General features: G+C 64.1%; 29 protein-coding genes and 2 pseudogenes. 12 read left to right on the top strand and 19 right to left on the bottom strand.

Features of this window, described 5'->3' with window-relative positions:
• Positions 1–198 precede the first annotated feature (198 nt).
• A complete protein-coding gene (locus EH240_RS34490; RefSeq protein ID WP_125006830.1) occupies positions 199–1,098 on the bottom strand; it encodes a LysR family transcriptional regulator in 900 nt (299 codons plus the stop codon).
• A 104-nt stretch (positions 1,099–1,202) separates the two neighbouring features.
• Between EH240_RS34490 and EH240_RS34485 the strand changes: the two genes are divergently transcribed.
• From EH240_RS34485 to groL, 3 genes are all read left to right on the top strand, one after another.
• Positions 1,203–1,964: an SDR family NAD(P)-dependent oxidoreductase gene (locus tag EH240_RS34485; RefSeq protein WP_125006829.1), complete on the top strand. Its 762-nt coding sequence runs from the start codon at positions 1,203–1,205 to the stop codon at positions 1,962–1,964.
• A gap of 298 nt (positions 1,965–2,262) precedes the next feature.
• Positions 2,263–2,559, top strand: a complete 297-nt coding sequence (gene groES, locus EH240_RS34480; RefSeq protein WP_095801333.1) for a co-chaperone GroES — start codon at positions 2,263–2,265, stop codon at positions 2,557–2,559.
• 69 nt (positions 2,560–2,628) lie between these two features.
• Complete coding sequence (groL, locus tag EH240_RS34475; RefSeq protein ID WP_125006828.1) at positions 2,629–4,284, top strand: chaperonin GroEL; 1,656 nt, start codon at positions 2,629–2,631, stop codon at positions 4,282–4,284.
• 371 nt (positions 4,285–4,655) lie between these two features.
• Here groL and EH240_RS34465 read toward each other — a convergent pair whose 3' ends face one another.
• The gene (locus EH240_RS34465) at positions 4,656–5,264 is read right to left on the bottom strand and encodes a TetR/AcrR family transcriptional regulator (RefSeq protein ID WP_125006827.1); all 609 of its coding nucleotides are present in this window, start codon (positions 5,262–5,264) and stop codon (positions 4,656–4,658) included.
• A 114-nt stretch (positions 5,265–5,378) separates the two neighbouring features.
• On the opposite strand from EH240_RS34465, the gene EH240_RS34460 reads away from it, so the two are divergent.
• The 3 genes from EH240_RS34460 to EH240_RS34450 are packed head-to-tail and all read left to right on the top strand — an operon-like array spanning position 5,379 to position 7,253.
• Complete coding sequence (locus EH240_RS34460) at positions 5,379–6,389, top strand: zinc-dependent alcohol dehydrogenase family protein (RefSeq protein WP_125006826.1); 1,011 nt, start codon at positions 5,379–5,381, stop codon at positions 6,387–6,389.
• Positions 6,390–6,412: 23 nt separating this feature from the next.
• Positions 6,413–6,847, top strand: a complete 435-nt coding sequence (locus EH240_RS34455; RefSeq protein ID WP_125006825.1) for an OsmC family protein — start codon at positions 6,413–6,415, stop codon at positions 6,845–6,847.
• 19 nt (positions 6,848–6,866) lie between these two features.
• The gene (locus EH240_RS34450; RefSeq protein WP_125006824.1) at positions 6,867–7,253 is read left to right on the top strand and encodes a nuclear transport factor 2 family protein; all 387 of its coding nucleotides are present in this window, start codon (positions 6,867–6,869) and stop codon (positions 7,251–7,253) included.
• A gap of 223 nt (positions 7,254–7,476) precedes the next feature.
• On the opposite strand, the gene EH240_RS34445 is transcribed toward EH240_RS34450, so the two are convergent.
• Both EH240_RS34445 and EH240_RS34440 read right to left on the bottom strand, forming a co-directional pair.
• The gene (locus tag EH240_RS34445) at positions 7,477–7,992 is read right to left on the bottom strand and encodes an OsmC family protein (protein WP_125006823.1); all 516 of its coding nucleotides are present in this window, start codon (positions 7,990–7,992) and stop codon (positions 7,477–7,479) included.
• Positions 7,993–8,047: 55 nt separating this feature from the next.
• A complete protein-coding gene (locus tag EH240_RS34440; RefSeq protein ID WP_125006822.1) occupies positions 8,048–8,473 on the bottom strand; it encodes a GFA family protein in 426 nt (141 codons plus the stop codon).
• Between the two features lie 195 nt (positions 8,474–8,668).
• On the opposite strand from EH240_RS34440, the gene EH240_RS34435 reads away from it, so the two are divergent.
• A complete protein-coding gene (locus EH240_RS34435) occupies positions 8,669–9,688 on the top strand; it encodes an AraC family transcriptional regulator (RefSeq protein ID WP_125006821.1) in 1,020 nt (339 codons plus the stop codon).
• A 1-nt stretch (position 9,689) separates the two neighbouring features.
• Here EH240_RS34435 and EH240_RS34430 read toward each other — a convergent pair.
• Positions 9,690–10,300 (bottom strand): annotated as a pseudogene (locus EH240_RS34430) (LysE family translocator).
• 247 nt (positions 10,301–10,547) lie between these two features.
• Between EH240_RS34430 and EH240_RS34425 the strand changes: the two are divergent.
• Positions 10,548–11,000 (top strand): plastocyanin/azurin family copper-binding protein, encoded by a 453-nt coding sequence (locus EH240_RS34425; protein WP_125006820.1) that lies wholly within the window; start codon positions 10,548–10,550, stop codon positions 10,998–11,000.
• 66 nt (positions 11,001–11,066) lie between these two features.
• On the opposite strand, the gene EH240_RS34420 is transcribed toward EH240_RS34425, so the two are convergent.
• The 10 genes and pseudogenes from EH240_RS34420 to EH240_RS34380 form a co-directional block, all read right to left on the bottom strand.
• Positions 11,067–11,504 (bottom strand): YybH family protein, encoded by a 438-nt coding sequence (locus tag EH240_RS34420; protein ID WP_245436661.1) that lies wholly within the window; start codon positions 11,502–11,504, stop codon positions 11,067–11,069.
• Between the two features lie 225 nt (positions 11,505–11,729).
• Positions 11,730–12,062: a YkgJ family cysteine cluster protein gene (locus EH240_RS34415; RefSeq protein WP_245436662.1), complete on the bottom strand. Its 333-nt coding sequence runs from the start codon at positions 12,060–12,062 to the stop codon at positions 11,730–11,732.
• 52 nt (positions 12,063–12,114) lie between these two features.
• Complete coding sequence (locus EH240_RS38350) at positions 12,115–12,276, bottom strand: hypothetical protein (RefSeq protein ID WP_167484290.1); 162 nt, start codon at positions 12,274–12,276, stop codon at positions 12,115–12,117.
• 1 nt (position 12,277) lies between these two features.
• Entirely contained in the window at positions 12,278–12,685 is a 408-nt protein-coding gene (locus EH240_RS34410; RefSeq protein WP_125006818.1) for a hypothetical protein, read from the bottom strand.
• Positions 12,685–12,927 carry a hypothetical protein gene (locus EH240_RS34405; RefSeq protein WP_125006817.1) on the bottom strand — a complete coding sequence of 81 codons (243 nt, stop codon included), beginning with the start codon at positions 12,925–12,927 and terminating at the stop codon, positions 12,685–12,687. The genes EH240_RS34410 and EH240_RS34405 overlap by 1 nt, the downstream gene beginning before the upstream one ends.
• 182 nt (positions 12,928–13,109) lie before the next feature.
• Positions 13,110–13,319: a cold-shock protein gene (locus EH240_RS34400; RefSeq protein ID WP_125006816.1), complete on the bottom strand. Its 210-nt coding sequence runs from the start codon at positions 13,317–13,319 to the stop codon at positions 13,110–13,112.
• 489 nt (positions 13,320–13,808) lie between these two features.
• A complete protein-coding gene (locus EH240_RS34395; RefSeq protein ID WP_125006815.1) occupies positions 13,809–14,588 on the bottom strand; it encodes an SRPBCC domain-containing protein in 780 nt (259 codons plus the stop codon).
• Positions 14,522–14,923, bottom strand: a complete 402-nt coding sequence (locus tag EH240_RS34390) for an ArsR/SmtB family transcription factor (RefSeq protein ID WP_245436660.1) — start codon at positions 14,921–14,923, stop codon at positions 14,522–14,524. Before EH240_RS34390 ends, EH240_RS34395 begins: the two co-directional genes overlap by 67 nt.
• 88 nt (positions 14,924–15,011) lie before the next feature.
• Entirely contained in the window at positions 15,012–15,767 is a 756-nt protein-coding gene (locus tag EH240_RS34385; RefSeq protein ID WP_125006814.1) for an SDR family NAD(P)-dependent oxidoreductase, read from the bottom strand.
• 113 nt (positions 15,768–15,880) lie between these two features.
• Positions 15,881–16,554: pseudogene (locus EH240_RS34380) on the bottom strand (glutathione S-transferase family protein).
• 155 nt (positions 16,555–16,709) lie between these two features.
• Between EH240_RS34380 and EH240_RS34375 the strand changes: the two are divergent.
• Positions 16,710–16,889: a CsbD family protein gene (locus EH240_RS34375; protein WP_125006813.1), complete on the top strand. Its 180-nt coding sequence runs from the start codon at positions 16,710–16,712 to the stop codon at positions 16,887–16,889.
• Between the two features lie 17 nt (positions 16,890–16,906).
• Here the strand turns inward: EH240_RS34375 and EH240_RS34370 are convergent, their stop codons facing one another.
• Entirely contained in the window at positions 16,907–18,043 is a 1,137-nt protein-coding gene (locus EH240_RS34370; protein WP_167484292.1) for a metallophosphoesterase, read from the bottom strand.
• A gap of 141 nt (positions 18,044–18,184) precedes the next feature.
• On the opposite strand from EH240_RS34370, the gene EH240_RS34365 reads away from it, so the two are divergent.
• Positions 18,185–18,778: a hypothetical protein gene (locus EH240_RS34365; protein ID WP_125006811.1), complete on the top strand. Its 594-nt coding sequence runs from the start codon at positions 18,185–18,187 to the stop codon at positions 18,776–18,778.
• A gap of 46 nt (positions 18,779–18,824) precedes the next feature.
• Here EH240_RS34365 and EH240_RS34360 read toward each other — a convergent pair whose 3' ends face one another.
• The gene (locus EH240_RS34360) at positions 18,825–19,484 is read right to left on the bottom strand and encodes a TetR/AcrR family transcriptional regulator (protein ID WP_245436655.1); all 660 of its coding nucleotides are present in this window, start codon (positions 19,482–19,484) and stop codon (positions 18,825–18,827) included.
• Positions 19,485–19,593: 109 nt separating this feature from the next.
• On the opposite strand from EH240_RS34360, the gene EH240_RS34355 reads away from it, so the two are divergent.
• Positions 19,594–20,346 (top strand): NIPSNAP family protein, encoded by a 753-nt coding sequence (locus tag EH240_RS34355; protein ID WP_125006831.1) that lies wholly within the window; start codon positions 19,594–19,596, stop codon positions 20,344–20,346.
• Here the strand turns inward: EH240_RS34355 and EH240_RS34350 are convergent, their stop codons facing one another.
• Complete coding sequence (locus tag EH240_RS34350) at positions 20,347–21,189, bottom strand: alpha/beta fold hydrolase (protein WP_125006809.1); 843 nt, start codon at positions 21,187–21,189, stop codon at positions 20,347–20,349. It abuts the gene before it with no gap.
• Positions 21,186–22,115 (bottom strand): choline ABC transporter substrate-binding protein, encoded by a 930-nt coding sequence (choX, locus tag EH240_RS34345; protein ID WP_125006808.1) that lies wholly within the window; start codon positions 22,113–22,115, stop codon positions 21,186–21,188. Before choX ends, EH240_RS34350 begins: the two co-directional genes overlap by 4 nt.
• A gap of 86 nt (positions 22,116–22,201) precedes the next feature.
• Between choX and betI the strand changes: the two genes are divergently transcribed.
• On the top strand, positions 22,202–22,888 hold the full coding sequence (gene betI / locus EH240_RS34340; RefSeq protein WP_125006807.1) for a choline-binding transcriptional repressor BetI: 687 nt from the start codon (positions 22,202–22,204) through the stop codon (positions 22,886–22,888).
• Positions 22,889–22,893: the final 5 nt, after the last annotated feature.

Below are 22,893 nucleotides of genomic sequence, written 5' to 3'. Positions count from 1 at the left end.
AATGCGGCATTTCGATTCACTCAGAACTTTCCCCGGACAGCCCTGCCGCAAGGGGGAGATCATGCGCTCGGTCGCTTTCGTCATCTCCTACGCAACAGGAGTGAGCGAGGCGCCGAAGCTGCCAAGCTCACCCCCTTGCGGGGGAGATGGCCGGCAGGCCAGAGGGGGGTGCTGTCCCGCCGGCGTCGCTATTGTCTCTCAGGAAGCATCCAGCTTCGGCCCCAGAATCTCCACCAGCCAGTCCACAAATACCCTGACTCTCGGCGAGAGCTGCCGACTGCGCGGATAAAGCACCGAGATCGGTGTCGGCGTCGGCGGGAAGTCGGGAAGCACCTCGACCAGCCGGCCGGCCTCAAGATCATCAGAGTAACGAAGCCTCGGCGCCTGGAACAGCCCGAAGCCCAGCCGGACCAGCGCGGCGCTGGTGTCGGAATTAGCGACCGTGACTCGCGACGGCAGGACAATTTCGCGAACCTTGCCGTCGACGGTGAACTCCAGCGGCATCACCTGCCTCGTGCGCGACGACACGAAGCCGATCATCATGTGGCCGGCCAGATCGTCCGGTGTGCGTGGCACGCCGTGGCGTTCGAGATAGGCCGGGCTCGCGACCGTGATCTCGCGCGCGATGCCGAGACGCCGCACGATCATGTCGCTGTCGGGCAGCGTGCCGGCCCGGATGACGCAATCGACGCCCTCACGCACGAGATCGACGAGGCGGTCCCCTTCGCCGATATGCACGGTCAGGCCCGGATATCTGGCGAGCAGCGCCGGCAATTCCGGCAAAAGGAAGGTGCGCGCCATGTGGCCGTTGACGTCGACGCTAAGGCGACCGCGCACCTCATGCGCGCCGAAGCCGCCTTCGGCATCCTCGATGTCGGCGAGGATGCCGATGCAGCGCTGGTAGTACGCCTCGCCGTCGAGCGTCGTGGTGACGTGGCGCGTGGTGCGGCGAAGCAACTGCACGCCGAGCCGCTCTTCAAGCTGCTTGATCGCGGCGGTGGCGCTGGAGCGCGGCAGGCCGAGGTCGGCGGCGGCCGCGGTGAAGCTGCGCCGTTCCACGACGCGGGTGAAGAGCCGCATGCTGTCGAACCTGTCCATGAGATATTGTTCGCATAATCTGAATAGTGTTGGCAATCCGCGCCCGATTATATCGGCCCGTGAGACGAGTATATGCATCTCCATCACCAAGAAGGAGATTCGCCATGACCACCCGCCCCATCGCCCTCATCACAGGCGGCAGCCGCGGCCTCGGCCGCAACACCGCGCTGAACCTTGCCCGCAAGGGCGTCGACGTCGTCCTCACCTATCGCTCGCGCGCCGACGAGGCGAAGGCGGCCATCGCCGAGATCGAGGCGGCAGGCGGCCGCGCCGCCGCGATCGAGCTCGACACCGGTGCTGTTGCCAGCTTCCCGGCCTTCGTCGAGGCGTTGAAGAAGACGCTCAAGGAAACCTGGCGGCGCGACCGTCTCGATTATCTCGTCAACAATGCCGGCACCGGCCTGCGCAAGATGATCGCCGAGACGACGGAGGAGGAATTCGACAGGCTGATGAACATCCATCTCAAGGGCGTGTTCTTCCTCACCCAGGCGCTGCTGCCGCTGATCGAGGATGGCGGCCGCATCGTCAACGTGTCGAGCGGGCTGGCACGCTTCTCGGTGCCGGGCGCAGCCGCCTATGCGATGATGAAGGGCGGCGTCGAGGTGTTCACGCGCTACCTGGCCAAGGAACTCGCCGCCCGCCGCATCACCGCCAACACGGTGGCGCCGGGAGCGATCGCGACCGACTTCAACGGCGGCCATGTGCGCGACGACGCCGAGATCAACCGCGTTGTGGCCGATATGACCGCGCTCGGCCGCGCCGGCGTGGCCGACGACATCGGGCCGATGATCGCCTCGCTGCTGTCGGAGGACAACCGTTGGGTCAACGCCCAGCGTATCGAGGTGTCGGGTGGCATGAATATCTGAGCGGACGCATCCGCTCCGATCCGCCTTTCATTTGCGTCGCGCCGTGCTTCGCCGCTGTTTGACGGCGAAACACGGCGCTTTTCATATTGACGGTCATCGGCAAACCGGGTGTTTTCGGCCAGGCGTTATGGCCGGAAAAATTTCGCGCCATTGCCCTCCCCGCGCGCCTTGACTCTGACAAGCCGCCAGCTTATCTCACCGCCACGTTAGCACTCGCCTTAGGTGAGTGCTAACTCATATCCGGCGGCCTCGCCGGATGGAGGAACAGTTCTCACCGTTCTCACTCGAGGAAGTAAACATGGCAAAGTCCAAATTCCGCCCGCTTCATGACCGCGTGGTCGTTCGTCGGGTCGAATCCGAATCCAAGACCGCCGGCGGGATCATCATCCCGGATACGGCGAAGGAAAAGCCGCAGGAAGGCGAGATCATCGCCGTCGGCTCCGGCGCCCGCGACGAAGCCGGCAAGCTCGTGCCTCTGGATGTCAAGGCCGGCGACCGCGTCCTGTTCGGCAAGTGGTCGGGCACCGAAGTCAAGCTCAATGGCGAGGACCTTCTGATCATGAAGGAATCCGACATCATGGGCATCATCGGCTGAATATCGGCCTCAGCATCACCTGAATCTTGAATCTTCGGGCTCGATCCGAGCCCCTGCCAGGAGTTAAACATGGCTGCCAAAGACGTAAAATTCTCCCGCGATGCCCGTGAGCGCATGCTGCGCGGCGTCAACATCCTCGCCGACGCGGTGAAGGTCACGCTCGGCCCCAAGGGCCGCAACGTCGTCATCGACAAGTCGTTCGGTGCGCCGCGCATCACCAAGGACGGCGTCACCGTCGCCAAGGAGATCGAGCTTGAGGACAAGTTCGAGAACATGGGCGCGCAGATGGTGCGCGAGGTCGCTTCGAAGACCAACGACATCGCCGGCGACGGCACCACGACCGCGACGGTTCTCGCGCAGTCGATCGTCCAGGAAGGCCACAAGGCGGTTGCCGCCGGCATGAACCCGATGGACCTCAAGCGCGGCATCGACCTCGCCGTCACCGAAGTCGTCGCGGCGCTCGGCAAGGCCGCCAAGAAGATCAAGACCTCCGAGGAAGTCGCCCAGGTCGGCACGATCTCGGCCAATGGCGACGAGTCGGTCGGCAAGATGATCGCGGAAGCGATGCAGAAGGTCGGCAACGAAGGCGTCATCACCGTCGAGGAGGCCAAGACCGCCGAGACCGAGCTGGAAGTCGTCGAAGGCATGCAGTTCGACCGCGGCTACCTGTCGCCCTACTTCGTCACCAACGCCGACAAGATGGTCGCCGATCTGGAAGACGCCTACATCCTGCTGCACGAGAAGAAGCTCTCCAACCTGCAGGCCATGCTGCCGGTCCTGGAAGCCGTCGTGCAGACCTCGAAGCCGCTGCTCATCATCTCGGAAGACGTCGAAGGCGAGGCTCTGGCCACGCTGGTCGTCAACAAGCTGCGTGGCGGCCTGAAGATCGCCGCCGTCAAGGCGCCGGGCTTCGGTGATCGCCGCAAGGCCATGCTGGAAGACATCGCCATCCTCACCGGTGGCCAGGTCATCTCGGAAGACCTCGGCATCAAGCTCGAGAATGTCGGCCTCAACATGCTCGGCCGCGCCAAGAAGGTGTCGATCTCCAAGGAGAACACCACCATCGTCGACGGCGCCGGCAAGAAGGCCGAGATCCAGGGCCGCGTCGCCCAGATCAAGCAGCAGATCGAGGAGACCACCTCGGACTACGACAAGGAGAAGCTGCAGGAGCGTCTAGCCAAGCTCGCGGGCGGCGTCGCGGTGATCCGCGTCGGCGGCGCGACCGAGGTCGAGGTCAAGGAAAAGAAGGACCGCGTCGATGACGCCCTCAACGCGACCCGCGCGGCCGTGGAAGAAGGCATTGTCGCGGGCGGCGGCGTGGCCCTGCTGCGCGCTTCGAGCGGTCTCAAGGCCACCGGCATCAATTCCGACCAGGCTGCCGGCATCGCCATCGTGCGTCGCGCGCTGCAGGCTCCGGCCCGTCAGATCGCGGCCAATGCGGGTGCTGAAGCCTCGATCGTTGCCGGCAAGATCCTCGACAACAAGGGCGCGACCTTCGGCTACAACGCCCAGACCGGCGAGTATGGCGACATGATCGCCATGGGCATCGTCGACCCGGTCAAGGTCGTTCGCACGGCTCTCCAGGACGCGGCCTCGGTCGCCGGCCTGCTCGTCACCACCGAAGCCATGATCGCCGAGGCTCCGAAGAAGGAGTCGGCTGGCGGCGGCATGCCGGGCGGCATGGGCGGCGGCGGCATGGGCGGCATGGGCGGCATGGACTTCTAAGTCAGCCTACCTGGCTAGTGCATACGGAAAGGGCGGCAGAGATGCCGCCCTTTTTGTTTGACCAAGGCGTCCCCCGGGACATCGCGTCAAGTTTCGAATTCGCCCATCGCCCAACCGCCGGCGCCGCCCCTCATCGCCCTGCCGGGCACTTCTCCCCGTATAGTGACGGGGAGAAGGGGCTGACCGCAGTGCCGGCTCCCTTTCTGCAACGTAGGCGATTGGCGAAATCGGCGACGAGAGCGCCCCTCTCCCCGTCACTATACGGGGAGAGGATGCCGGCAGGCAGGTGAGGGGCGGCGCTGACTTCGACAATTGATCGTGTCCGCCACAAGTTGGAGGGCGTCTCGACCGGTCCTTCTTGCGGCCAGTCTTCAGACGGCAGCGTCCGCGCGCTCAGCCGCCTTGCCGGAACGCACCGCCGCCTCAACCAGCGCCACCACCTCATCGGCCACGACCGCGAGCGGCGCGCGGTCGCGGGCGGCGCGGGCGATCACCATCAGGCCTTCCAGCGAGGATTCGACCAGAAGCGCCAGCGCCTGCGCGCGGCGCTCCGGCACCCCTGCCCGCATGAACGCCTGGCGCAAAAGGCCGATCCATTGCTCGAAGGCCGCGCGGCAGATTTCGGCAAGCTCCGGCACATCGTTAGGCGCGTCGAGCACGACCGGCGCGATCGGGCAGCCGAGCGAGAACTCGTTCTCCTCGAGCATGCGCGCCACCGATTCATAGATGCGGCGGACGGCGACCGCCGGGTCGCCTTCCGCGGCAAGATCTGCGCCGAGCCTCTCGGTGACCGTCGCAACGCTGTCGCGGGTCACCTCTATGACCAGCTGGTCCTTGCCGCCCGGGAAATGGAAATAGAGCGAGCCGCGGGGGGCGCCGCTGGCGCTCAAAATGTCGTTGAGCGAGGTGCCATGATAGCCGCGCTGCCTGATGAGCAGCGCCGTCGCCTCGATCATGCGGGTGCGTGTGTCCGTCGCCACGTCAACCTCTCACAATGTCAACCTCTGTCAGGAGCACGGATTATAGGCCTTGCCACCAATATGACAATCGGTCTACATAATATGTAAATCGGTCTACATATATGGGAGGCACCAATGCAGACTTACCGGCTGGAGGGACAAGGCGGCATCGACAGATTGGCGTTGCGCGAAGAGGCGGTTCCGCAGCCTGGCCCGCATCAGATCGTGGTGCGGGTGCGCGCCACCTCGCTCAATCGCCGCGACACGATGATCCTCAACGGCACCTATCCGCTGACCCCGCGCCCCGGCATCGTTCCGCTGAGCGACGGTGCCGGCGAGGTGGTGGGGATCGGCGATGCCGTCACCCGCTTTGCCGTCGGCGACCGCGTCACCGGCAGCTATTTCGCGCGCTGGGTGGACGGGCGCATGCATCCGGGCGTCGTCGACCAGCTCGGCTGCACCCTGGACGGCATGCTTTCAGAATATACCCTGCTCGATGAGCAATGGGCGGTGCGGCTGCCCGAGCATCTCTCCTGGCAGGAGGCCACGACCTTCACCTGCGCCGGGCTGACCGCCTGGAGCGCGCTGACGGGCGCGGAGGTTCCGAAGCCCGGTCAATTGGTTCTGGTCATCGGCTCAGGCGGCGTCGCATTGTTTGCGCTGCAGTTCGCCAAGCTCGCCGGCTGCCGCGTGGCGGCCGTCACGTCGCGCGCCGGGAAGGCCGACAGGCTGCGGGCGCTCGGCGCCGACCTCGTCATCGCAACCGCCGAGATACCGGAATGGGGCATGAAGCTGCGCGAGGCGACGGGCGGCATCGACCTCGTCGTCGAGACCGGCGGCCCGGCCACCTTCGTGCAATCGCTGATCGCCAGTTCGCTTTACGGCCGCATCGTGCTGCTGACCGTGCAGGACCAGAAGGGCAAGGCGGTCGAGATCCCCGGCGCCGTCTATCAGCGCAGCCTCGCCACCATCGGCCGCGTCTTCGTCGGCAGCCGCAGCGCGCTGGAGGCGATGCTCGCCGCTGTCGCCACGCATCGGCTGAGGCCCGTCATCGACAGGGTCTTTCCCTTCGCCGAAGCACGCGAAGCCTACCGTCATTTCCAGCAGGGCGACATCTTCGGCAAGGTCGTCATCGACGGCGCCTGACCAATCAGAAAGGAGAAACAGCAATGACAATTCGCGACGCTTCTGCCGATTGGCAAGGCACCCTCAAGGAAGGATCCGGCCGGTTGCGGCTGGGCAGCGGCGTGTTCGAGGGTGCCTATTCCTTTCCCTCACGCTTCGAGAACGGTCCGGGCACCAATCCAGAGGAGCTGATCGCGGCCGCGCACGCCGGCTGCTTCTCGATGGCGCTGAGCGCCATCCTCGGCCGCGAAGGCCATGTTCCCGACAGCATCCACACGGTGGCGAAGGTGCATCTCGGCGCCACCGCGGCCGGGCCGACCATCACCCGCATCGAGCTGGAAACGGAGGCACGCGTCGCCGGGCTGGCGGCGGAGGATTTCGAGCGGCTGGCGCAATCAGCAAAGGCGACTTGCCTGGTCTCGCGGGCGCTTGCCGGCGTAGCCGCGATCACGCTGAAGGCGAGCCTCATCGATCACTGAAAACGGAAGGAGCATCCCAATGACCCAGGAACTCATCATCGACATCGCCACGGCCAAACGCTCCGCCGAAACGGCAGAGATCATGCGGCGTTACAACAACGTCTTCCAGCGCCACGACCCCTCCGCCCTGGACGAGCTGGTGGCGGATGACTGCGTGATCGAGAACACGACGCCGGCGCCGGACGGCGCCCGCCGCGCGGGCAAGTCCGCCTGCGTCGAGCTTTGGTCGGCGATCGCCACCGCACCCGGCACGCGCTTCGACATCGAGGAAACCTTCGTCGCCGGCGACCGCGCGACGATCCGCTGGCGCTTCTGGATGTCCGACGGCAATTCGCTGCGCGGCGTCAACCTGATGCGCGTCCAAGAGGGGCAGATCATCGAGGCGATGGGATATGTGAAGGGATAAGGCCTGGCGCGGCAAGTTGCGTTCAGTCAGGCTGCGTTCAGCCAGGCCGCGCTCAGGCCCCGGCCCGGAATCCCGCCAAGGTTCGGATTCCGGGCCTATCGCGGTTAGTTTGGCTTTACGCAATTCCGGATGGAAAACCGCTACGCACTTTTCCCGAAATTGCGGTTAGTTTTTTTACGCGATTCCGGACGGAAAACCGCTACGCACTTTTCCTGGAATTGCTCTACCGCACGACTCTGTTGAGCTTCACGAAGGTCTTGGGGCTGCGCTGGATCGTCTGGAAGATCACGCAGTAGCGGTCGGTGAGTTCGAGCAGCTCCGTCAGCCGGCTCTGCGCGACGTCCGTCTCGATGTCGAAGCGCAAGCGGATCTCCTTGAAGCCGACCGGCACGCCTTCGGTGACACCAAGCGTGCCGCGAAGATCGACGTCGCCTTCGGCGGAGATTTCCGCCGACTTGATCGGAATCTCAAGCACGGCAGCGGCAGCCCGCATCGAGACGCCGGCGCAGGCGATCAGCGCTTCCAGCAGCATGTCGCCGGAGCAAAGCTCCTGCCCGCTGCCGCCGGCCTTCGGATGGATGCCCGCCAGCGCCAGCCCGCGGCCGGTCTCGACCTTGCAGGTCACCCTGGATTCGTCGGTGCTGCCCTTGGCTTTCAGCGTGAGAAGTGCCGCCCGCGCATCCTTGCGATATAGATCCTTGATCGGCTCCTGCGTGGTGCGAAAAGTCGCGATGTCCATGCATATTCTCCTGTCGTGAGATGTGGTTGTTGGAAATCTTGCGTCATCGCCGGGACTACTCCGGCACGCTCACGCCCGACCCTCCGAGCTCGGCCGGAAAGTCCTTCAGCTTCGGCAAGCCGTCCTTCATCGGAAGCACCGTCTCGGCGTAGTTGACGTGGACCCCCGGCTTGAATTCCACCGTCGGTACCGTGGCCGCATAGACATCGACCAGTCCGAGCGGCGGGTGATCCGTCATCAGGTGACCGCCGCATTTGGTGCAGAACTGGCGGTCGCTCATCTTCGACTTCTCGAAGCCGGACAGGAACTCCGCGCCCTTGGTAACCTTGACGTTCTCCGGCTTCCACAACGTGAAGGCATTCACAGGAGACGCCGACCACGAACGGCAGGAACTGCAATGGCAATAGCCCATGGCCTCGGCCGATCCGCGCACTTCGATTTCCACGGCGCCGCAAAAGCACCCGCCCTTATGTACCGTCATGACTCACGTCCTTATCTTCGTTGAGTTCGACCGCGCTTCGAGCTCCCGATCTGGGACGAGGCTCGGCGCCCGGCGGGGTTTAAAGCTTCCGGCAACGAACGGAATGACGGGGCGTCCGCCTTACTTGACAGCGCGTCCGGAACGCGAAAGGGATGACGCGCCGGGTTGCCGCCCGACTTACGGGACATTGGTGGAATGGCCGGGGACGCTCTGTCTGACCTGTTGAAAACGGTGCGTCTCACCGGCGCGACGTTTTTCGACATCGCGGCCCAGGACCCATGGGCGGTCTGCTCGCCCTCCCCCGCTTCGATACTGCCGAGGATACTGCCGGGCGCGGATCACCTGATTTCCTACCACGTGCTCACGGCCGGCCGTTGCTTCGCCCGCATCATCGGCAAGGAGGCGATACCCGTGGAGGCCGGCGAAGTCGTGGTCTTCACCAGGAGCGATCCGCATATCATGTCGAGCAATCCAGACCTGCGCGCGGGTCCGCCGACCGCGGATGTGCTGGAGATCGCGGCCGCCAGCCAGACGCCGTTCCCCATCAACTACGTCAAGGACGGATCGATGTCGGCCCGGCTGGTATGCGGCTATCTCGCTTGCGATGCCCTGCCCTTCAATCCGCTGCTCGAAGCGCTGCCGCCGGTCATCAAGGCCGGTGACGTGAAGGGCGATGGCGGCTGGCTCGGCCAGTTCATCAAGCTGGCCGTGTCGGAGGTCGCGGAAAAGCGGGCGGGAAGCGAGACGGTGCTTACCAAGCTCAGCGAATTGATGTTCGTCGACGTGCTGCGCCGCTATGTGGAGTCGCTGTCGCCGCAGCATACCGGCTGGCTGGCGGGGCTGCGCGATCCGCATCTGAGCAAGGCGCTGGCGCTGATCCACGACCGGCCGGCGCACAATTGGACGGTGGAGGCGCTGGCGAAGGAGGCCGCGCTGTCGCGCACGGTGCTGGCCGAGCGCTTCACCAAGCTCGTCGGCATGGCGCCGATGCACTATCTCGCCAAGTGGCGGATGCAGATTGCCTCGGAATTGCTCAGCGCCGGCAACGGCAACGTCGCCGGCATCGCGGCGGAAATCGGCTACGAGTCAGAGGCAGCGTTCAGCCGTGCCTTCAAGAAGATGATCGGCGTCCCGCCTTCTGCCTGGCGGCTGGGCATCCGGGCTGCGTCCGGTTCCGGAAGCGAGGAGGCTTCCGAAACCGAAAGGGCAGATTGAGCTAGCGATCCGCCAGCGCCAGCTTGGCGCCGAGCATGACGAAGGCGCCGGCGAAGGTGCGGCGCATCCAGGTCAGCACCATCGGCCGCGACACGACATGGCTGCGGACCGCGGCCGCGAACACGCCGTAGACGACGAAGACGAGGAAGGTCATCAGCATGAAGACGCCGGAGAGCTCCAACATCTTGGCAAAAGCGTGCGGCTCCGTGGTGCTGACGAATTGCGGCAGGAAGGCAAGAAGAAGATCGACAGTTTTGGGTTCAAGATGTTGATCAGGATGCCGGAGGTGATCACCTTGCCGGCAGAGCGTGGCGCGACGTTCTGGTCGACGGCAAGACCGCCCTTCTCCTTCAGCGTGTTCCAAGCCATGTAAAGCAGATAGGCGACGCCCAGATATTTCAGCGTCTCGAAAGCGACGGCACTTGTGTGCAGCACCGCGGCAAGGCCGGTGATGGCGGCCGCCATGTGCGGGATGATGCCCAGCGTGCAGCCGAAAGCGGCGATGATCGCGGCGCGAGCGCCGCGCGAAAGCCCGGCGCTCAGCGTGTAGAGGACGCCGGTGCCGGGCGAAGCCACGACAATCAGCGACGTCAACAGGAATTCGATGGTCAAGGTTTCCTCCACGGCCCTGCCCGCGGGTACCGGGCAGCGTGACGGTGGGCAAGCGGGACTAGGTCGTAAACTCATAAACGATACAGGCTGAGGCGTCCGAGCTTGTCGTCAGTCGGCTAGCGGCAGAAAGGATCAAGGACGTGGGAATAAACTGCGACGCCCGCCCGTTGACAGTTCGAATCGTGGCGGCCTTGCTTGATCTCTGCAGGGTTGGACCGACGCCGCGGGAACACGGAGAAACGCACAAATGGAAACCACCACGCTCATCGCGTGGCTGGCGCGAGTTGGTATGTTGCCCGCGGCGGCCGCGCTCATCATCGGCGCTGTGCCAGCACGAGCCGACGAAACGGTTGACGTCACCTTGGCCGACAAGGGCATGCAATCCATGCGCGTGGACCTCAGCACCGAACAGGTCAAGGCCGGCGATGTGACATTCAACGTGACTAATACTTCCCGGACCTTGGCTCACGAGTTCGTCGTCGCCAGATCTGACAAGCCAATCGGGACGCTGCCTTACAACGAGCATGAAAAGGAGGTCGAGGAGAGTGCGCTCGAGGTCGTAAACGAGATTGAAGACATAGAGCCCGGGAAGTCCGGCACGCTTACGGTGAAGCTTGAGCCCGGCTCCTACATCCTGCTTTGTAACAAGGCGGGCCATTTCAAGCTTGGCATGGTCAATCACATCGCCGTTACAAACTAGGCCTTAGACTCATAAGCGTGAGGCGAGTTGGACCATAGCCAGGAAGTTGGCCGCGAGCTTCCGCATCTATTGGCGGAGTACCGAATCGGCCGGCTGAGCCGTCGTTATCGGATCGGCATGACGATGCACAATCTTCCAGAGACCATCTTCTGGGCGAAAAACGCTCGTCACGCGTAACGCCAGAGGGGTGACATCGCTCTGACCGCCAACCTTGGACCTGAGCCGCTCTACTTCGACGAGGTATGCCAGCTCAGACGTCACACACTTCGCGATGTTCTCGAAGCCGGTAGCGTCGCCGTCCCTGTAATTCGATGCTGCTTGCTCCATCTTCTCAACGACCTGCTTCCATCCGTGCGCGAACGGGCCAAAGGGATTGCCCAGTGTCACATCGTCTTGGTGGGAATAGAGCCTCTTCGCAGGCGCAGGGTTTCCTTTCATGAACTCATCCAGAGCCAGGTGGTATCTTTCAACTGCTTGATCGAAGTCATTGGCGTCGAAGGACACGTCATCCTCCCAGTCGTTTCATTTCTGATCCGGACTTGCGACTCCCGCAGGTCAACATTCTGTGTGTCCGCAGCGGTGAGGCATTTTCCCTGACGGCGGCGAGTGCTGGTTGGCTTGGTCGGCATAGCACGGCGCGAGACAAGTTTCACGACGGCGTTTTCAGACGGCTCGTTAAATGGCCGCTCTCCACCCATTTCGGTCAATCCTGATTTATGGGTTCACGTCCTAGTTCACCGGCAGTCCGCGCGCCGCCCTCGCCATCAGGCAGTCGTCGCCGCCGGGCATGCAGGCGCGGCAGACATGCGGGCGGATCTCGTAGATCGTGCAGGCTGTCCCCTTGCCCACCTCGCCGCGAAGCGCGGCACAGCGGCCGCCCTCGCAGCGCATGCCGGACAGGTCGGCCGACACGTATTTCTCCGGAATGCGATCGAGCTCGGCATCCTCCTCGGTCGAGAAGCGCGGCCAGTCGGCCGAATAGGAGCAGCAAGCGCCGCAGCTCTGGCAGTCGAAGGCCGGCTGGGCGTCTCCCCGCGCCGACGAGACGTCCGTGCCGGCCAAAGCGGCCAGCCCAGGCGCAAGGGGATTGCGATCGGCCTGGCGCGGCAAGGCGCTATTTCTTCTTGCCTGCCTTGCGCGGCGGCACCTGCGCCGGCGTCTCGAACAGATCGGTCGCGACCGGTTCGCCGGTTTTCGGCGCGACAGGCGGCTTGGCCGGCTTCACAGCGGCCGCCGGGGCCGCCGGCTGATCCTTGGCAGAGAACTTTATGGCCATGTCAGTCCTCGTCGGAAAAACGCGATGACGGCGCCCGCGGATTGCGCAGGCGGCCGATCAGCGCCGAAACCGCCGTGATGTTCATTTCCTCGGGCGACCAGTTCCTGGACTCCGCGATGTGATGCGGCGCCAGCTCGCGATGCGTGCTGCCGCTGTAAGCGGCATCCAGATGCGTCACCCGTTCATGGGTCTTGCGATCCTCAAGCACATATTCGATCAGATAGTTGGGGCATTCGGCGCGGCTGCGCACGCCGACACGCACCTGGGCATCGCCATGGGCCCGCCTGCAACGCTCCAGCTTCTCCAGCACACGCCGGACATATTCGACCGGCTTGTCCAGGACCTCAACCATGTCGGCAATCGTCGAATCCCCGGCGATGGGCGTTTTCGGCACGCGCTTGGTGGCCATCAGCGTTTGCCTGCGCGTTTCGGCCCGACCTTCTTCGGCGAGCCTGCAAGGGCGGCGGCGGCCGCCCTGTCGTCGGCTTCCTTCTCCAGGCGCAGTTCGCGCAGACGCGCGGTCTTGGCCTCGCGGGCCTGGCTGGCGGCATCCTGCTCGGAAACGATGCGGTTAAGCGACATCGACTGGGTCCGGGCCCTGCTGAAAAGCGATTCAGCCTGGTTGCCTTGTGATTTCGAAGTGAGGGACAAATTCTTCTCCTGTTCCCGGAGCTTTCAAATGCCGGCGCAATGGTGCTTAGCACACATCCCATTGCGCCTGCGACGCACAATTCAGTGCCTGAAAGCGAAAAAGGTCAGGCATTGCCTGACCCTCCTCTCGCCATCTGCCGGTGCCAGTACATCCGTGGTCACCGGCGAGGCTGAATTCCGCTTTAGGCCGCCTTCAGCTGGTCGGCGGACATCTTGCCGGACTTGTTGTCGCGGACCATCTCGTAGCCGAGCTTCTGGCCTTCGACGATGTCGCGCATTCCGGCGCGCTCGACGGCCGAGATGTGAACGAAAAGGTCGGCCGAGCCGTCGTCAGGCTGAATAAAACCAAAACCCTTGGTGGCGTTGAACCATTTTACTGTGCCGGTGCTCATAACGAACCCTTTCCATGGCAAATATTCGTTCGCCGTCATGCGACCGCACAACAGCGTTTGTCTCGATTTTTGATGGGAGGAAGTTCGTCAAAGGCGCGCTTGGCGCGCGGATAACAAAAGCCGGTCAAACAAATATCGACATGTTTCTTGTAGACTTCTTTTGGTCGCCTGTCAAATTTCTTGTCTGGCGGCCGCTACCGAAGCACCGCATGGCCGCGGCCCGGCGCACGCGCTGCCCATCGGAATGGTCCCTTTGAAAGGACGGTCAGCGCTTCGTCAATCCAGGAAAGGGCCGCGGGAGAATTCATTGCGGCCGCCGGACGGCGATCCTGAGCGGCAAAAATCGCGAAAAAAGTTGGAACCATTTCGGTGCTCCTGCATTTGCCGAGTGTCGGAAGCGATTCAATGCCCATCTTTGAAAGCTCCGACGAGCGCCCCCCGCGCGATAAAAAGTGCGAGGGGCGTCTGTTTGTCTGCGCCGGGGCCGATTCACATCACCGCACTCATCATCGGCAGGATCTCATAGCGGAATCCTAGCCCCGAGCGAACCGTCGGGTCGCCATCGGTGAGCGCCCTGGCGCCGGCCTCGTCCTCGGCGCGAACGATACCGAGGCCCCATGGGCCAGCGGGGTCGGCAACCGGCCCGAACAGGATGACGCTGCCCTCGGCAAGCTTGCCGCGCAGATAGTCGGAATGGCTTTTCATCAGGGTCTTTTCCGCATCCGTCAGGGTGAAGGCGAAGTCTGGCCGCGGCGGGATCAGCCGGCAGTGGAACACCGCCGCCGGCTTGGTGCCGGCCTCGGCGGCGAGGAAGTCGCCGAGCCAGCCCAGCACCCGCTCCCAGCCGGAACAGTGATCGCGACAGGAATCGTGACGCGAACCGAAGCCGTCGTGGCGCAGCGTCAGCCGTGTGCCGTTGTCCACCGCTTCCAGCGTGTAGGTAACGGTGGTGACTTGATCGCCGTCCCATGGCGCCTTCCAGGTCATCACCAGGCGACGCGGCGGCTCGACTTCGAGATATTCGCCGCCGACGTGGAATTCGCGGCCGTCGGCGCCCTTGCCTTCGGAGCGCCAGGCGCCGCCCGGCCGGACATCGGCCGTGTGTTTCGTCGTCCGGTACATATTGTCCGCGCCCCACCAGAGCGGGATCTGGTCCTCGGCGGTGATGGCGCGGAAGACGCGCTCCGGCGGCACGGCGATCGTCACCGTGGCAAGGATAGTGCCGGCCGAAACGTCGGCGATCGCGCGCGGTCTGTCGTTGCTGGCCATTGGTCGTCCTCCAGACTGGCGTTCTCCAGATAGGATTTGAGATTGCCGAGGCTTTGCTGCCAGAAATCGCGATAGGGCAGGATCCAGTCCGCGACGTCCTTCAATTCGGCCGGCTCCAGCCGGTAGACGCGCTCGCGGCCCTGCCGCTGCTCGGAGACGACATTGAGCTCACGCAGGATCCTCAGATGCTTGGAAATGGCCGGACGGCTCTGCGAGAAGGCCGAGGCCAGCTCGTTGACCGGCGCCGGGCCCTGACGCAGCCGGTCGAGGATGGCGCGCCGCGTCGGATCGGCGATGGCGCGGAAGACGGAACGGTCCTGCTCAGCCTGCGGCATGATGCGTATCCATTTGGTTACGTATTTATGTCGAAATGCGCGGGCGGTCAATTCTCCTCGACCAACGCCCCAGGTGTTCTTTGGCGGCTCAGCGCTCTTGGTCGGTCGGGCGGATCAGGATCTCGTTGACGTTGACGCGCGGCGGCTGGCAGACGGCATAGAGGATGGCGTTGGCGATATCCTCGGCGGTCAGCGCTTCCATGGTGGCGAGGCGGTGTTCCAAACCGGCCTTGAATTCCTCATTGGTGATGTGGTCGCCAAGCTCGGTGCGCACCAGGCCGGGCTCGATGACGGTGACGCGCACCTTGTCGGCATAGACCTCGCGGCGCAGCGACTCCGAGAAGGCGACGACGCCGAACTTGGTCGCCGCGTAACCGCTGGCGCCGGGGTTGGCGACGCGGCCGGCCACCGACGACACGTTGACGACATGGCCCTTGGAGGCCTTGAGATGCGGCAGCGCAGCCTTGGTGGTTCCCATCAGGCCGATCAGGTTAAGCTCGATCATGCGGCGCCAGTCGTCGAGATCGGCTTCGGCCGTCGGCGCAAGCAGCATCACGCCGGCATTGTTGACGAGGATGTCGAGCCGGCCCCATTTGGAAACAACCTTGTCGACCATGGCGGTGATGTCGCTGCCCTTGGCGATGTCGGCTTCGATGGCGAGTGCCGTGCCGCCGGCTTTTTCGATGCGGCTGACCAGCGTCGCGAGGCGATCAATGCGGCGGGCGGCGACGGCCACCTTCGCGCCGACGGCGGCAAGGGCGGCGGCGGTCGCCTCGCCGATGCCGGATGAGGCGCCGGTGACGAGCGCGACCTTGCCCGTGAGTGTGGAATTAGAGGATGTCAAGAGGGTATCTCCAGGAACCCCGCCCGTCCCTTCACATAGGCCGCGAGAGGCATTCTTGAAGTCCGCCATCAGAGCAGTTGACGCTATTCCAGACCGAAACCGCCAGCCTTAAATTAGTCCTGCTCATGCGGGCCGGGCTCCGGCCAGGGCTCCCTGGCGGCCTCGGCATACCAGTGCCGCATCGCCGGCGTCGCCAGCATCGCGTCAACATAGGCACGGGTGACGGGCGCGAGCTCGCCGCCATAGGTGTCGAAGCGGGTGACGACCGGCGCGTACATGGCGTCGGCGGCGTTGAAACGGCCGAACAGGAACGGGCCCTCCCGGCCATATTGCTCGCGGCACTGCCGCCAGATCGCCTCGATGCGGACCCGCTGCGCCTCGCCCTCGGCATCCAGCGGCTTGTGCGATTTCGGCCGACGCAGATTCATCGGCCAGCCATAGCGCAACTCGCGGAAGCCGGAGTGCATCTCGGTCGCCACGGAACGCGCCAAGGCACGAGCGCCGAGATCATCAGGCCAGAGTTTCTTCTCCGGATAGAGATCGGCCAGATATTCAAGGATCGCAAGGGTTTCCCAGACGATCCTGCCCCTCCCTTCAACGGCTTGTGATTCAACACCGGAACCAGGCCGGTCGGCGACACCTTGGCCAGGTTGGCCGCGGTATCGGGCGTGCGCAGGCGCACGAAGCTTTCCTCGAAGGGGATTTCCAGGTGCTTCATCGCCACCCAGGGCCTGAGCGACCAGGATGAAAAGCATTTGTTGCCGATGAAGAGGGTGAATTCGGCCAAGATGGTTCCCCGATTCAAGTGTCACCTTAGTGATCGCATAGCGAAGCAGACAGGATTACGCGGGCCCACCCCGGCCCTGCCGACTACACGGATACGGAACCGCGAACCACATCAGCCCGTTTCTCTCGCGGATTCGCTCTCCGGGAGATGCGGAGATGGTGAACATGGATCAAATAGCGGGCTTGGCCAAGCAGATCAAAGGTTCAGTCCGGCAGACGATAGGCAAGGCTACCGGAAACCGTGCGATGCAAATCAGGGGCATGGCGGACAAGGCCACAGGCAAGGTGCAGAAGGCCTGTGGCGATATGAAGGCCATGTGCAAAAAGGCGATGTGATTTGCAGGCCGTCGCGGTCAGGTCTCGAACTGCTTTGCGAAGGCGTTGGTGAAGACGATCTCGCCGTGGTCGCCGGCCGCCTCGCCCAGCACCACATCCATGTGGTCGTCGGTCACCCGCGCCAGCGCGAAGCCGCCCATGAAGGCGGCCTTCGGCTTGAAGAGATCGATCCCATCGGCGCGGTAGATCATCGGCACTTTGTGCTGGTGGCCGTGGAAAATGGCGATGACATTGTAGCCCTTGAGCGTCGAAAGCAGCGCCTGGCGGTCTGCCTCGCTCCACCAGTGCGGCTTGCCGGCCCCGTCGTCGTCGTAGATTTTTTTGGCCGGATCCCAGCGCTGGATCGAGAACGCGTCCCAACCATAGTGCTGGAACAGGATCACCGGGCGGCCGTCGCCCGCGTAGGTCGCCAGATCCTGCTTCAGCCAGGGCAGGCTGCTCAAGGCACCGTGGCCGGTGTCGCCGGCGAAACGGTGCGCCTGGATCAGGTGCAGGCCGCCCCAGTCCCACGAATAGCAGTCGGTGTCGACGTCGTAGTCGGTCGCCGGCGCCGGCGGCTTGAAGAAGACGCCCGGCCGATGGTTGACCTCGACATAGTCGCGCATCTCGCGGCGGTACCAGTCGACATTGCGCTTCGGGCCGTTCTGGTCGAGATCGTGATTGCCGAGCCCGACATAGACTGGGATATGCACGCGATCGGAGCCGACGCCCTGCTGATAGCGCTGGCTGAACTGCAAAAGCTGCGTGCCTTCGCTCGGCTTGGTGACCTGGCCGCCGCCGTCGTCGGTGATGTCGCCACCGATGACGAGGCCGAGCGGCGTGCCGATCGGTCTGCCGGCCGAGCGCAGGCCGGTGGCGACGCCGTTGATCTCGGCAGGCCATTGCCTGTCCCCGATGGCGTTCAGTGCCGCCACGTTGCGCAGAAGCGCGGCGTCGGTCTTGCCTTGCTCCTCACAGTGCGGGCTCAAGCCGCTAACCATGCGGCAGGCATGAACATCGGCGATGAACAGGAAGGTGGCGTCGATCGGCTGGATGCGCCGGCCGGTCTGGGCAAAGGCGGCGCCCGGCAAGGCGCAGGTCGCTGCAAGGCCAGCCGCCGCGAGGCCCAAGAAATCGCGACGGGACAAGAATGCTGAGGACAGGCGATTGATCATCGCGCGATTGAACATTTTCAGCACCGGATCGTCCAGATCGGCGGTCCTTTTCAAGCCTTGGTTGAATCGTGAAGGGCGCCTGGGTCGACAGCGCGGAGAGGCTCTGTCATTCCTTCCAGAATGCATCCAGGAGAGGAAGGCATGAAACCCATGACGATCGGCATGGCGCTCGCCATGCTAGCCCTCGCCGGCACCGCAAAGGCTGCCGACTGCGTCGACGCCAAATCCGCCAAGGCCGGTTTCGTGCTGGAAAAGCCCGGCATCCGCAGCGAGTTCCGGCCGGCGCCCGGCGGCATGGTCGCGGTCGCCAACGAATATCAGTCGCAGTCGCCGCAGACGCAGTATCTCTATGCCGGGCTGATCGAGGTGTTTCGCGACAGCGACACCGGCCGGCTGTCGATGATCCCGCTCGGCGACGTCAAGAAACTGTTCCCGCTGAAGGCCGGCGCCAAGAGCAAGACCATGTTCGTGCGGCTGTCGTCAAAGAAGGCGCCGAAGGGCACCGAAACGCTGGCGCTCGCCGTCAAGGGCAAGGAGACCTATAAGCTCGGCGACTGCAAATACAATGTGCTGGCGGTGAGCGAGACGATCACCGGCGATTCCGGCGCGGTCATCGACAGCTTCACCGCGCTCTATGCGCCCGACCTGCAGGCGGTGCTGGCGCGACGCTATGATGAGGGGACGAGCGCGCAGAGCGAGGTGGGATTCGAGGCGATCAAGCCGCTGAAGGAGTGAGGCGTGGTCGGATGGAGACGTCGGCCGGACAGCGCCCGCGCCGGCGTCAGCAGATTGTCTGCCGTCGCAGCACCCTACGGCGTCGCCTGGCTACCGAACCGTTCTGTGATGACGGGGGCTCGACACTCTCCAACCCCTCCAAGCACTCCCGCAACACGCTCGCATCCTGCGCCGTCTTGGCCATCGACATGGCGCCGGAATAGGCGGCGACGGCGAGCGCCGCGAAGCGATCCGGATCGGTCTCGCCCTCTCCACCGGCCTCTTGGTCGGCCCGCACCTTGTCGGCGATCGCCAGGCGCCAGCCGGCGAATATGTCGGCCAATGCCAGACGGAAATCGGCGTCCGCCAGCGACAGCTCATGCGCCAGGTTGTTGAGCGGGCAGCCGCGCACATAGCCCTGCTGCTCGAGTTCCGCGGCCACCGCCTCGAACACGGCGCGCACGCCTTCGCGCGCCGAAGGCGCTGCCCGGACCGGCTCGATCCAGGTCTCCTGAACCGCGGCCGCCACGCGCTCCTCGATCACCGCCAGCGCCAGCGCCTTCTTGGTCGGGAAATGGTGATGCAGCGCGCCGCCAGTAACGCCAGCCGCCGCCATAAGGTCGCCGAGGCTGGAAGCGTGATAGCCGCGTGCCTGGAAGGAGTCTTCCGCCACATCGAGCACGCGGCGGCGCATGCCTTCGGGGTCGTTGGTGCGTTTCTTGCGCATCGCCATCTCCTCCTTCTCCCCTTTGGGAAAAGGCGAAAATATCAGATTGACAAAACAGGACAACCGGTCTGTTTATAAACAGGATGATCATCCTGTTTTGGAGTCGGCAATGAGCTTCGCTCGAAACGACACTTCCCCTCGCCTTGCCTCGCCGGTGGTGGAACTTCGGCAATACACGTTGAAGCCTGGCCGGCGCGAAACGCTGATCGCGCTTTTCGATCGCGAGTTCATCGAGAGCCAGGAAGCGACGGGCATGACCATCATCGGCCAATTCCGCGACCTCGACCGCCCCGACATGTTCGTCTGGCTGCGCGGCTTCGAGGACATGGAGGCCAGGAAGGACGCGCTGACCGCCTTCTATGGCGGACCGGTCTGGGCCGAGCATCGCGACGCCGCCAACGCGACGATGATCGATTCCGACGATGTGCTGCTTCTGAAACCGGCATGGCAGGGCGCGGGCTTCAACCCGTCGGGACATGAACGACCGACCGCGAGTGAAGCCGAAAACAAAAGCCGGAATGGTCACTTAGACGGTATTGTTGAGATACGGATTCATCATTTGCGCCGGGGCATGGAAGCTGACTTTGCCGAGCGTTTCCAGGTGCAAGCGATTCCGCGACTCACGGCAAACGGTGCCCGGCTGCTCGGCGCCTTCATCAGCGAACATGCCGAAAACACCTTTCCGCGGCTGCCTGTGCGAGCCAGCGAGAATGTCTTCATCGCCGTCACCGCTTTCGACGACGAAACCGCCCCTGCCCGTTACAGCGCCCTCGCTGCTTCGCACGACATCACGCCGCCCGATCGCACAAAGCCGGCCGAGACGCTGCGCCTGACGCCGACGGCCCGATCGCTGCTGAGGTAATCACGATTCCGCGTTCTGAAACGTGCTGGCGATCGCGTCGGCGACAAAGGCGGGATCCTCCCAATGCGGGTTGTGACCGCAATCTTGCGCCCAAACGAGACGTGACCGGGCCAGTGCTTCAACCAGGGCCTGCTGGTGCGCTTCGCCGAAAAGAGGATCGCAGGCGCCCGCTATGACCAGCGTCCGGACCCGCACGGCCCGCGCCGCGGCGGTCAGATCAGTCCGGCGGATTTCTTCGAGAATGGCGCGCCAGCGCGCTGCCGGCATCGCCGACGCGTCGTTGGCCAATCCGGCAAGAAACGCCCGCGGCACGCCGGGCCCGCAGGCATGCCACCAGTCATAGAACGGATCGATGGACGAGATCGGATCGCGCAGTGCCGCGACACCGGCGACGAGGGGATGGTCTGCCGGAAAATCTGGCCTTAGCGTGCCAGCCAGGACAACCAGACCGCCGACCAGTTCCGGATGCCGCGCGGCCAGCGCGATCGCTACCATGGCGCCAAGCGAATGGCCGACGACGACCGGCCGCTCGAGCCGCAAGCGCCGGATCAACCCGGCCATGTCCTCGGCGAAATCGGCGACCCTCAAGCCGCGGCCTGCCTGCGAGGCGCCGTGGCCGCGCAGGTCGGGCATGATCAGCCGGCGGCCGCAAAGATGCGGCGCAAGCAGCGAGAAACTGCGGCTGGTGTCGGTAAAGCCGTGGACGAGCAGCAGCGGCGGCTCCAAACCGGCGACCTCGACATAGGCAAGATCGAGGCCACCGACATCGACGAACCGCTTGCGGCCGGCCCAGGCGCCCTGCTCGGCCTCTTGCTCCGGCAGGTCCAATGCCTCCGGCCTCACAGTCCGAGCTTTTCCTTGACTGCGGCAAGGCCGGGCTTGCCGTCGAAGGTGGTGACGCCGGCGAGCCAGGCGTCGAGGCGATCCTTGTTCAGGGTGATCGACTTTAGCGCCCCATCCTCCGGCTTCATCCCGTCATTGATGAGATAGCCCATGCCGGCATTCTCCAGATCGATGTCGAAGGTGAGGTTGTTCAGGAACTGCGCGACGTTCGGGCATTCCTGCAGAAAACCCTTGCGCACCTGCGTCGTCACGGTGGCGGCGCCGAAATTCGGGCCGAAGAACTTGTCGCCGCCGGTCAGGTACTTGAAATCGTACATCGTGTTCATCGGATGCGGCGCCCAGCCCTGGAAGACGATGAACTGCTTCTCCTTGATCTCGTAGCCGACCTCCGAGAGCATGCCGGCTTCGCTCGACTCGACCACATGCCAGCCGTCGAGTTGGAACTGAGGATCGGCGATGGCGTCCATCATCAGTTGGTTGGATCCGGGCTCGATGCCGTACATCTTCTTCCCGAACTTGTCGGCGAACTTGTGCAGGTCGGCCACGTCCTTGACGCCGGCTTCCCAGACGTAGGTCGGCACGGCGAAGGTGTATTTGGCGCCAACCAGATTGACGCGGACATTCTCGATCGAACCGTCCTGCTTGTAGGGCTCGTAGTAGGTGACCATCGCCGGGTCCCAGTAGCCGAGGAACAGGTCGAGGTCTTTGTTCTTCATGCCTTCGTAGATGACGTTGATGCCGAGCACCTCGCTCTGCGGCTCATAGCCCAGGGCCTGGAGAAGGACCTTGGCCACGCCGGTGGTAAAGGCGAGATCGTTCCAGCCGGGCTCGGCCATGCGGACCACCCTGCACTGCTCGGCATCGGCCGCGTAAGCCGTTTGGGCGGCCAGCATCAGGACGGCGCTATTCATCAGCATGCGCAACATTCCGGTTCTCCTCATGTCGACCAATTGTTTGACCAATTGGTCATATTATTGTCCCATTGGTCAATTGTTGATCTGAGCGGGCGAAAATGTCAACATGGATTCGCGATGCATGGATCGATCCGGTGAAGCTTACGCGTCTCAGCGACATACGCCGCAAGGAGTTGCGGCAGGCGGCCTTCGCGGTACTGGAGCGCGAAGGCATTGCCGGCGCCACGCTGGAAAAGGTGGCGACCCAGGCCGGCGCCTCGAAAGGCATCGTGCTGCACTATTTCCGCAACAAGCAGGAATTGTTCGAGCATGCGATGCGCGAGGCAAATGCCGTGCTGTGCAACGCGGTGGTGGCGCGGCTCAAGCGGGCGCGGACGCCGATGGAGCGGCTGGACGCGGTGATCGAGGGTAATTTCGAGGAGCATCTGTTCCTGCCGCCGCTCTGCCACGCCTGGCTGTCTCTCTGCGCCGAGGTGCCGCGTGACGAGAAGCTGGCGCGCATCCAGAAGGTGATCCATGCGCGCATGCGCTCGAACCTTCTGTCCGGCCTGCGCTTCCTCGCATCGCCGGAGGTGGCCGAGGAGATCGTGCTCGGCATCACCGCGCTGATCGACGGGCTGTGGCTGAGGCTCGGCCTGCAGCCGGGCAGCGTCTCGCGCGAGCAGGCGGTCCACCAGGTCAAGAACTATGTCGCTGGGCGCCTCGCCATGCGCCAGCCCGCGCCCGTTCGCACCGGCTCGGCCAGGCTTTCGGCGCGCGGCGTCGGCCCGCCGATGGGGAGCTAATCTCC

Origin of the sequence: Mesorhizobium tamadayense (genome assembly GCF_003863365.1) — a bacterium.
Lineage (GTDB): Bacteria > Pseudomonadota > Alphaproteobacteria > Rhizobiales > Rhizobiaceae > Mesorhizobium > Mesorhizobium tamadayense.
This window is presented reverse-complemented; position numbering and strand designations above follow the sequence as displayed.

What these genes read in the sequence shown, in the direction of transcription:
- EH240_RS34490 (WP_125006830.1), bottom strand. Translation starts at nt 1,098, where the DNA reads ATGGACAGGTTCGACAGCATGCGGCTCTTCACCCGCGTCGTGGAACGG.
- EH240_RS34485 (WP_125006829.1), top strand. Translation starts at nt 1,203, where the DNA reads ATGACCACCCGCCCCATCGCCCTCATCACAGGCGGCAGCCGCGGCCTC.
- groES (WP_095801333.1), top strand. Translation starts at nt 2,263, where the DNA reads ATGGCAAAGTCCAAATTCCGCCCGCTTCATGACCGCGTGGTCGTTCGT.
- groL (WP_125006828.1), top strand. Translation starts at nt 2,629, where the DNA reads ATGGCTGCCAAAGACGTAAAATTCTCCCGCGATGCCCGTGAGCGCATG.
- EH240_RS34460 (WP_125006826.1), top strand. Translation starts at nt 5,379, where the DNA reads ATGCAGACTTACCGGCTGGAGGGACAAGGCGGCATCGACAGATTGGCG.
- EH240_RS34455 (WP_125006825.1), top strand. Translation starts at nt 6,413, where the DNA reads ATGACAATTCGCGACGCTTCTGCCGATTGGCAAGGCACCCTCAAGGAA.
- EH240_RS34450 (WP_125006824.1), top strand. Translation starts at nt 6,867, where the DNA reads ATGACCCAGGAACTCATCATCGACATCGCCACGGCCAAACGCTCCGCC.
- EH240_RS34445 (WP_125006823.1), bottom strand. Translation starts at nt 7,992, where the DNA reads ATGGACATCGCGACTTTTCGCACCACGCAGGAGCCGATCAAGGATCTA.
- EH240_RS34440 (WP_125006822.1), bottom strand. Translation starts at nt 8,473, where the DNA reads ATGACGGTACATAAGGGCGGGTGCTTTTGCGGCGCCGTGGAAATCGAA.
- EH240_RS34435 (WP_125006821.1), top strand. Translation starts at nt 8,669, where the DNA reads ATGGCCGGGGACGCTCTGTCTGACCTGTTGAAAACGGTGCGTCTCACC.
- EH240_RS34425 (WP_125006820.1), top strand. Translation starts at nt 10,548, where the DNA reads ATGGAAACCACCACGCTCATCGCGTGGCTGGCGCGAGTTGGTATGTTG.
- EH240_RS38350 (WP_167484290.1), bottom strand. Translation starts at nt 12,276, where the DNA reads ATGGCCATAAAGTTCTCTGCCAAGGATCAGCCGGCGGCCCCGGCGGCC.
- EH240_RS34410 (WP_125006818.1), bottom strand. Translation starts at nt 12,685, where the DNA reads ATGGCCACCAAGCGCGTGCCGAAAACGCCCATCGCCGGGGATTCGACG.
- EH240_RS34400 (WP_125006816.1), bottom strand. Translation starts at nt 13,319, where the DNA reads ATGAGCACCGGCACAGTAAAATGGTTCAACGCCACCAAGGGTTTTGGT.
- EH240_RS34395 (WP_125006815.1), bottom strand. Translation starts at nt 14,588, where the DNA reads ATGGCCAGCAACGACAGACCGCGCGCGATCGCCGACGTTTCGGCCGGC.
- EH240_RS34390 (WP_245436660.1), bottom strand. Translation starts at nt 14,923, where the DNA reads ATGCCGCAGGCTGAGCAGGACCGTTCCGTCTTCCGCGCCATCGCCGAT.
- EH240_RS34375 (WP_125006813.1), top strand. Translation starts at nt 16,710, where the DNA reads ATGGTGAACATGGATCAAATAGCGGGCTTGGCCAAGCAGATCAAAGGT.
- EH240_RS34370 (WP_167484292.1), bottom strand. Translation starts at nt 18,043, where the DNA reads ATGATCAATCGCCTGTCCTCAGCATTCTTGTCCCGTCGCGATTTCTTG.
- EH240_RS34365 (WP_125006811.1), top strand. Translation starts at nt 18,185, where the DNA reads ATGAAACCCATGACGATCGGCATGGCGCTCGCCATGCTAGCCCTCGCC.
- EH240_RS34360 (WP_245436655.1), bottom strand. Translation starts at nt 19,484, where the DNA reads ATGCGCAAGAAACGCACCAACGACCCCGAAGGCATGCGCCGCCGCGTG.
- EH240_RS34355 (WP_125006831.1), top strand. Translation starts at nt 19,594, where the DNA reads ATGAGCTTCGCTCGAAACGACACTTCCCCTCGCCTTGCCTCGCCGGTG.
- choX (WP_125006808.1), bottom strand. Translation starts at nt 22,115, where the DNA reads ATGTTGCGCATGCTGATGAATAGCGCCGTCCTGATGCTGGCCGCCCAA.
- betI (WP_125006807.1), top strand. Translation starts at nt 22,202, where the DNA reads ATGTCAACATGGATTCGCGATGCATGGATCGATCCGGTGAAGCTTACG.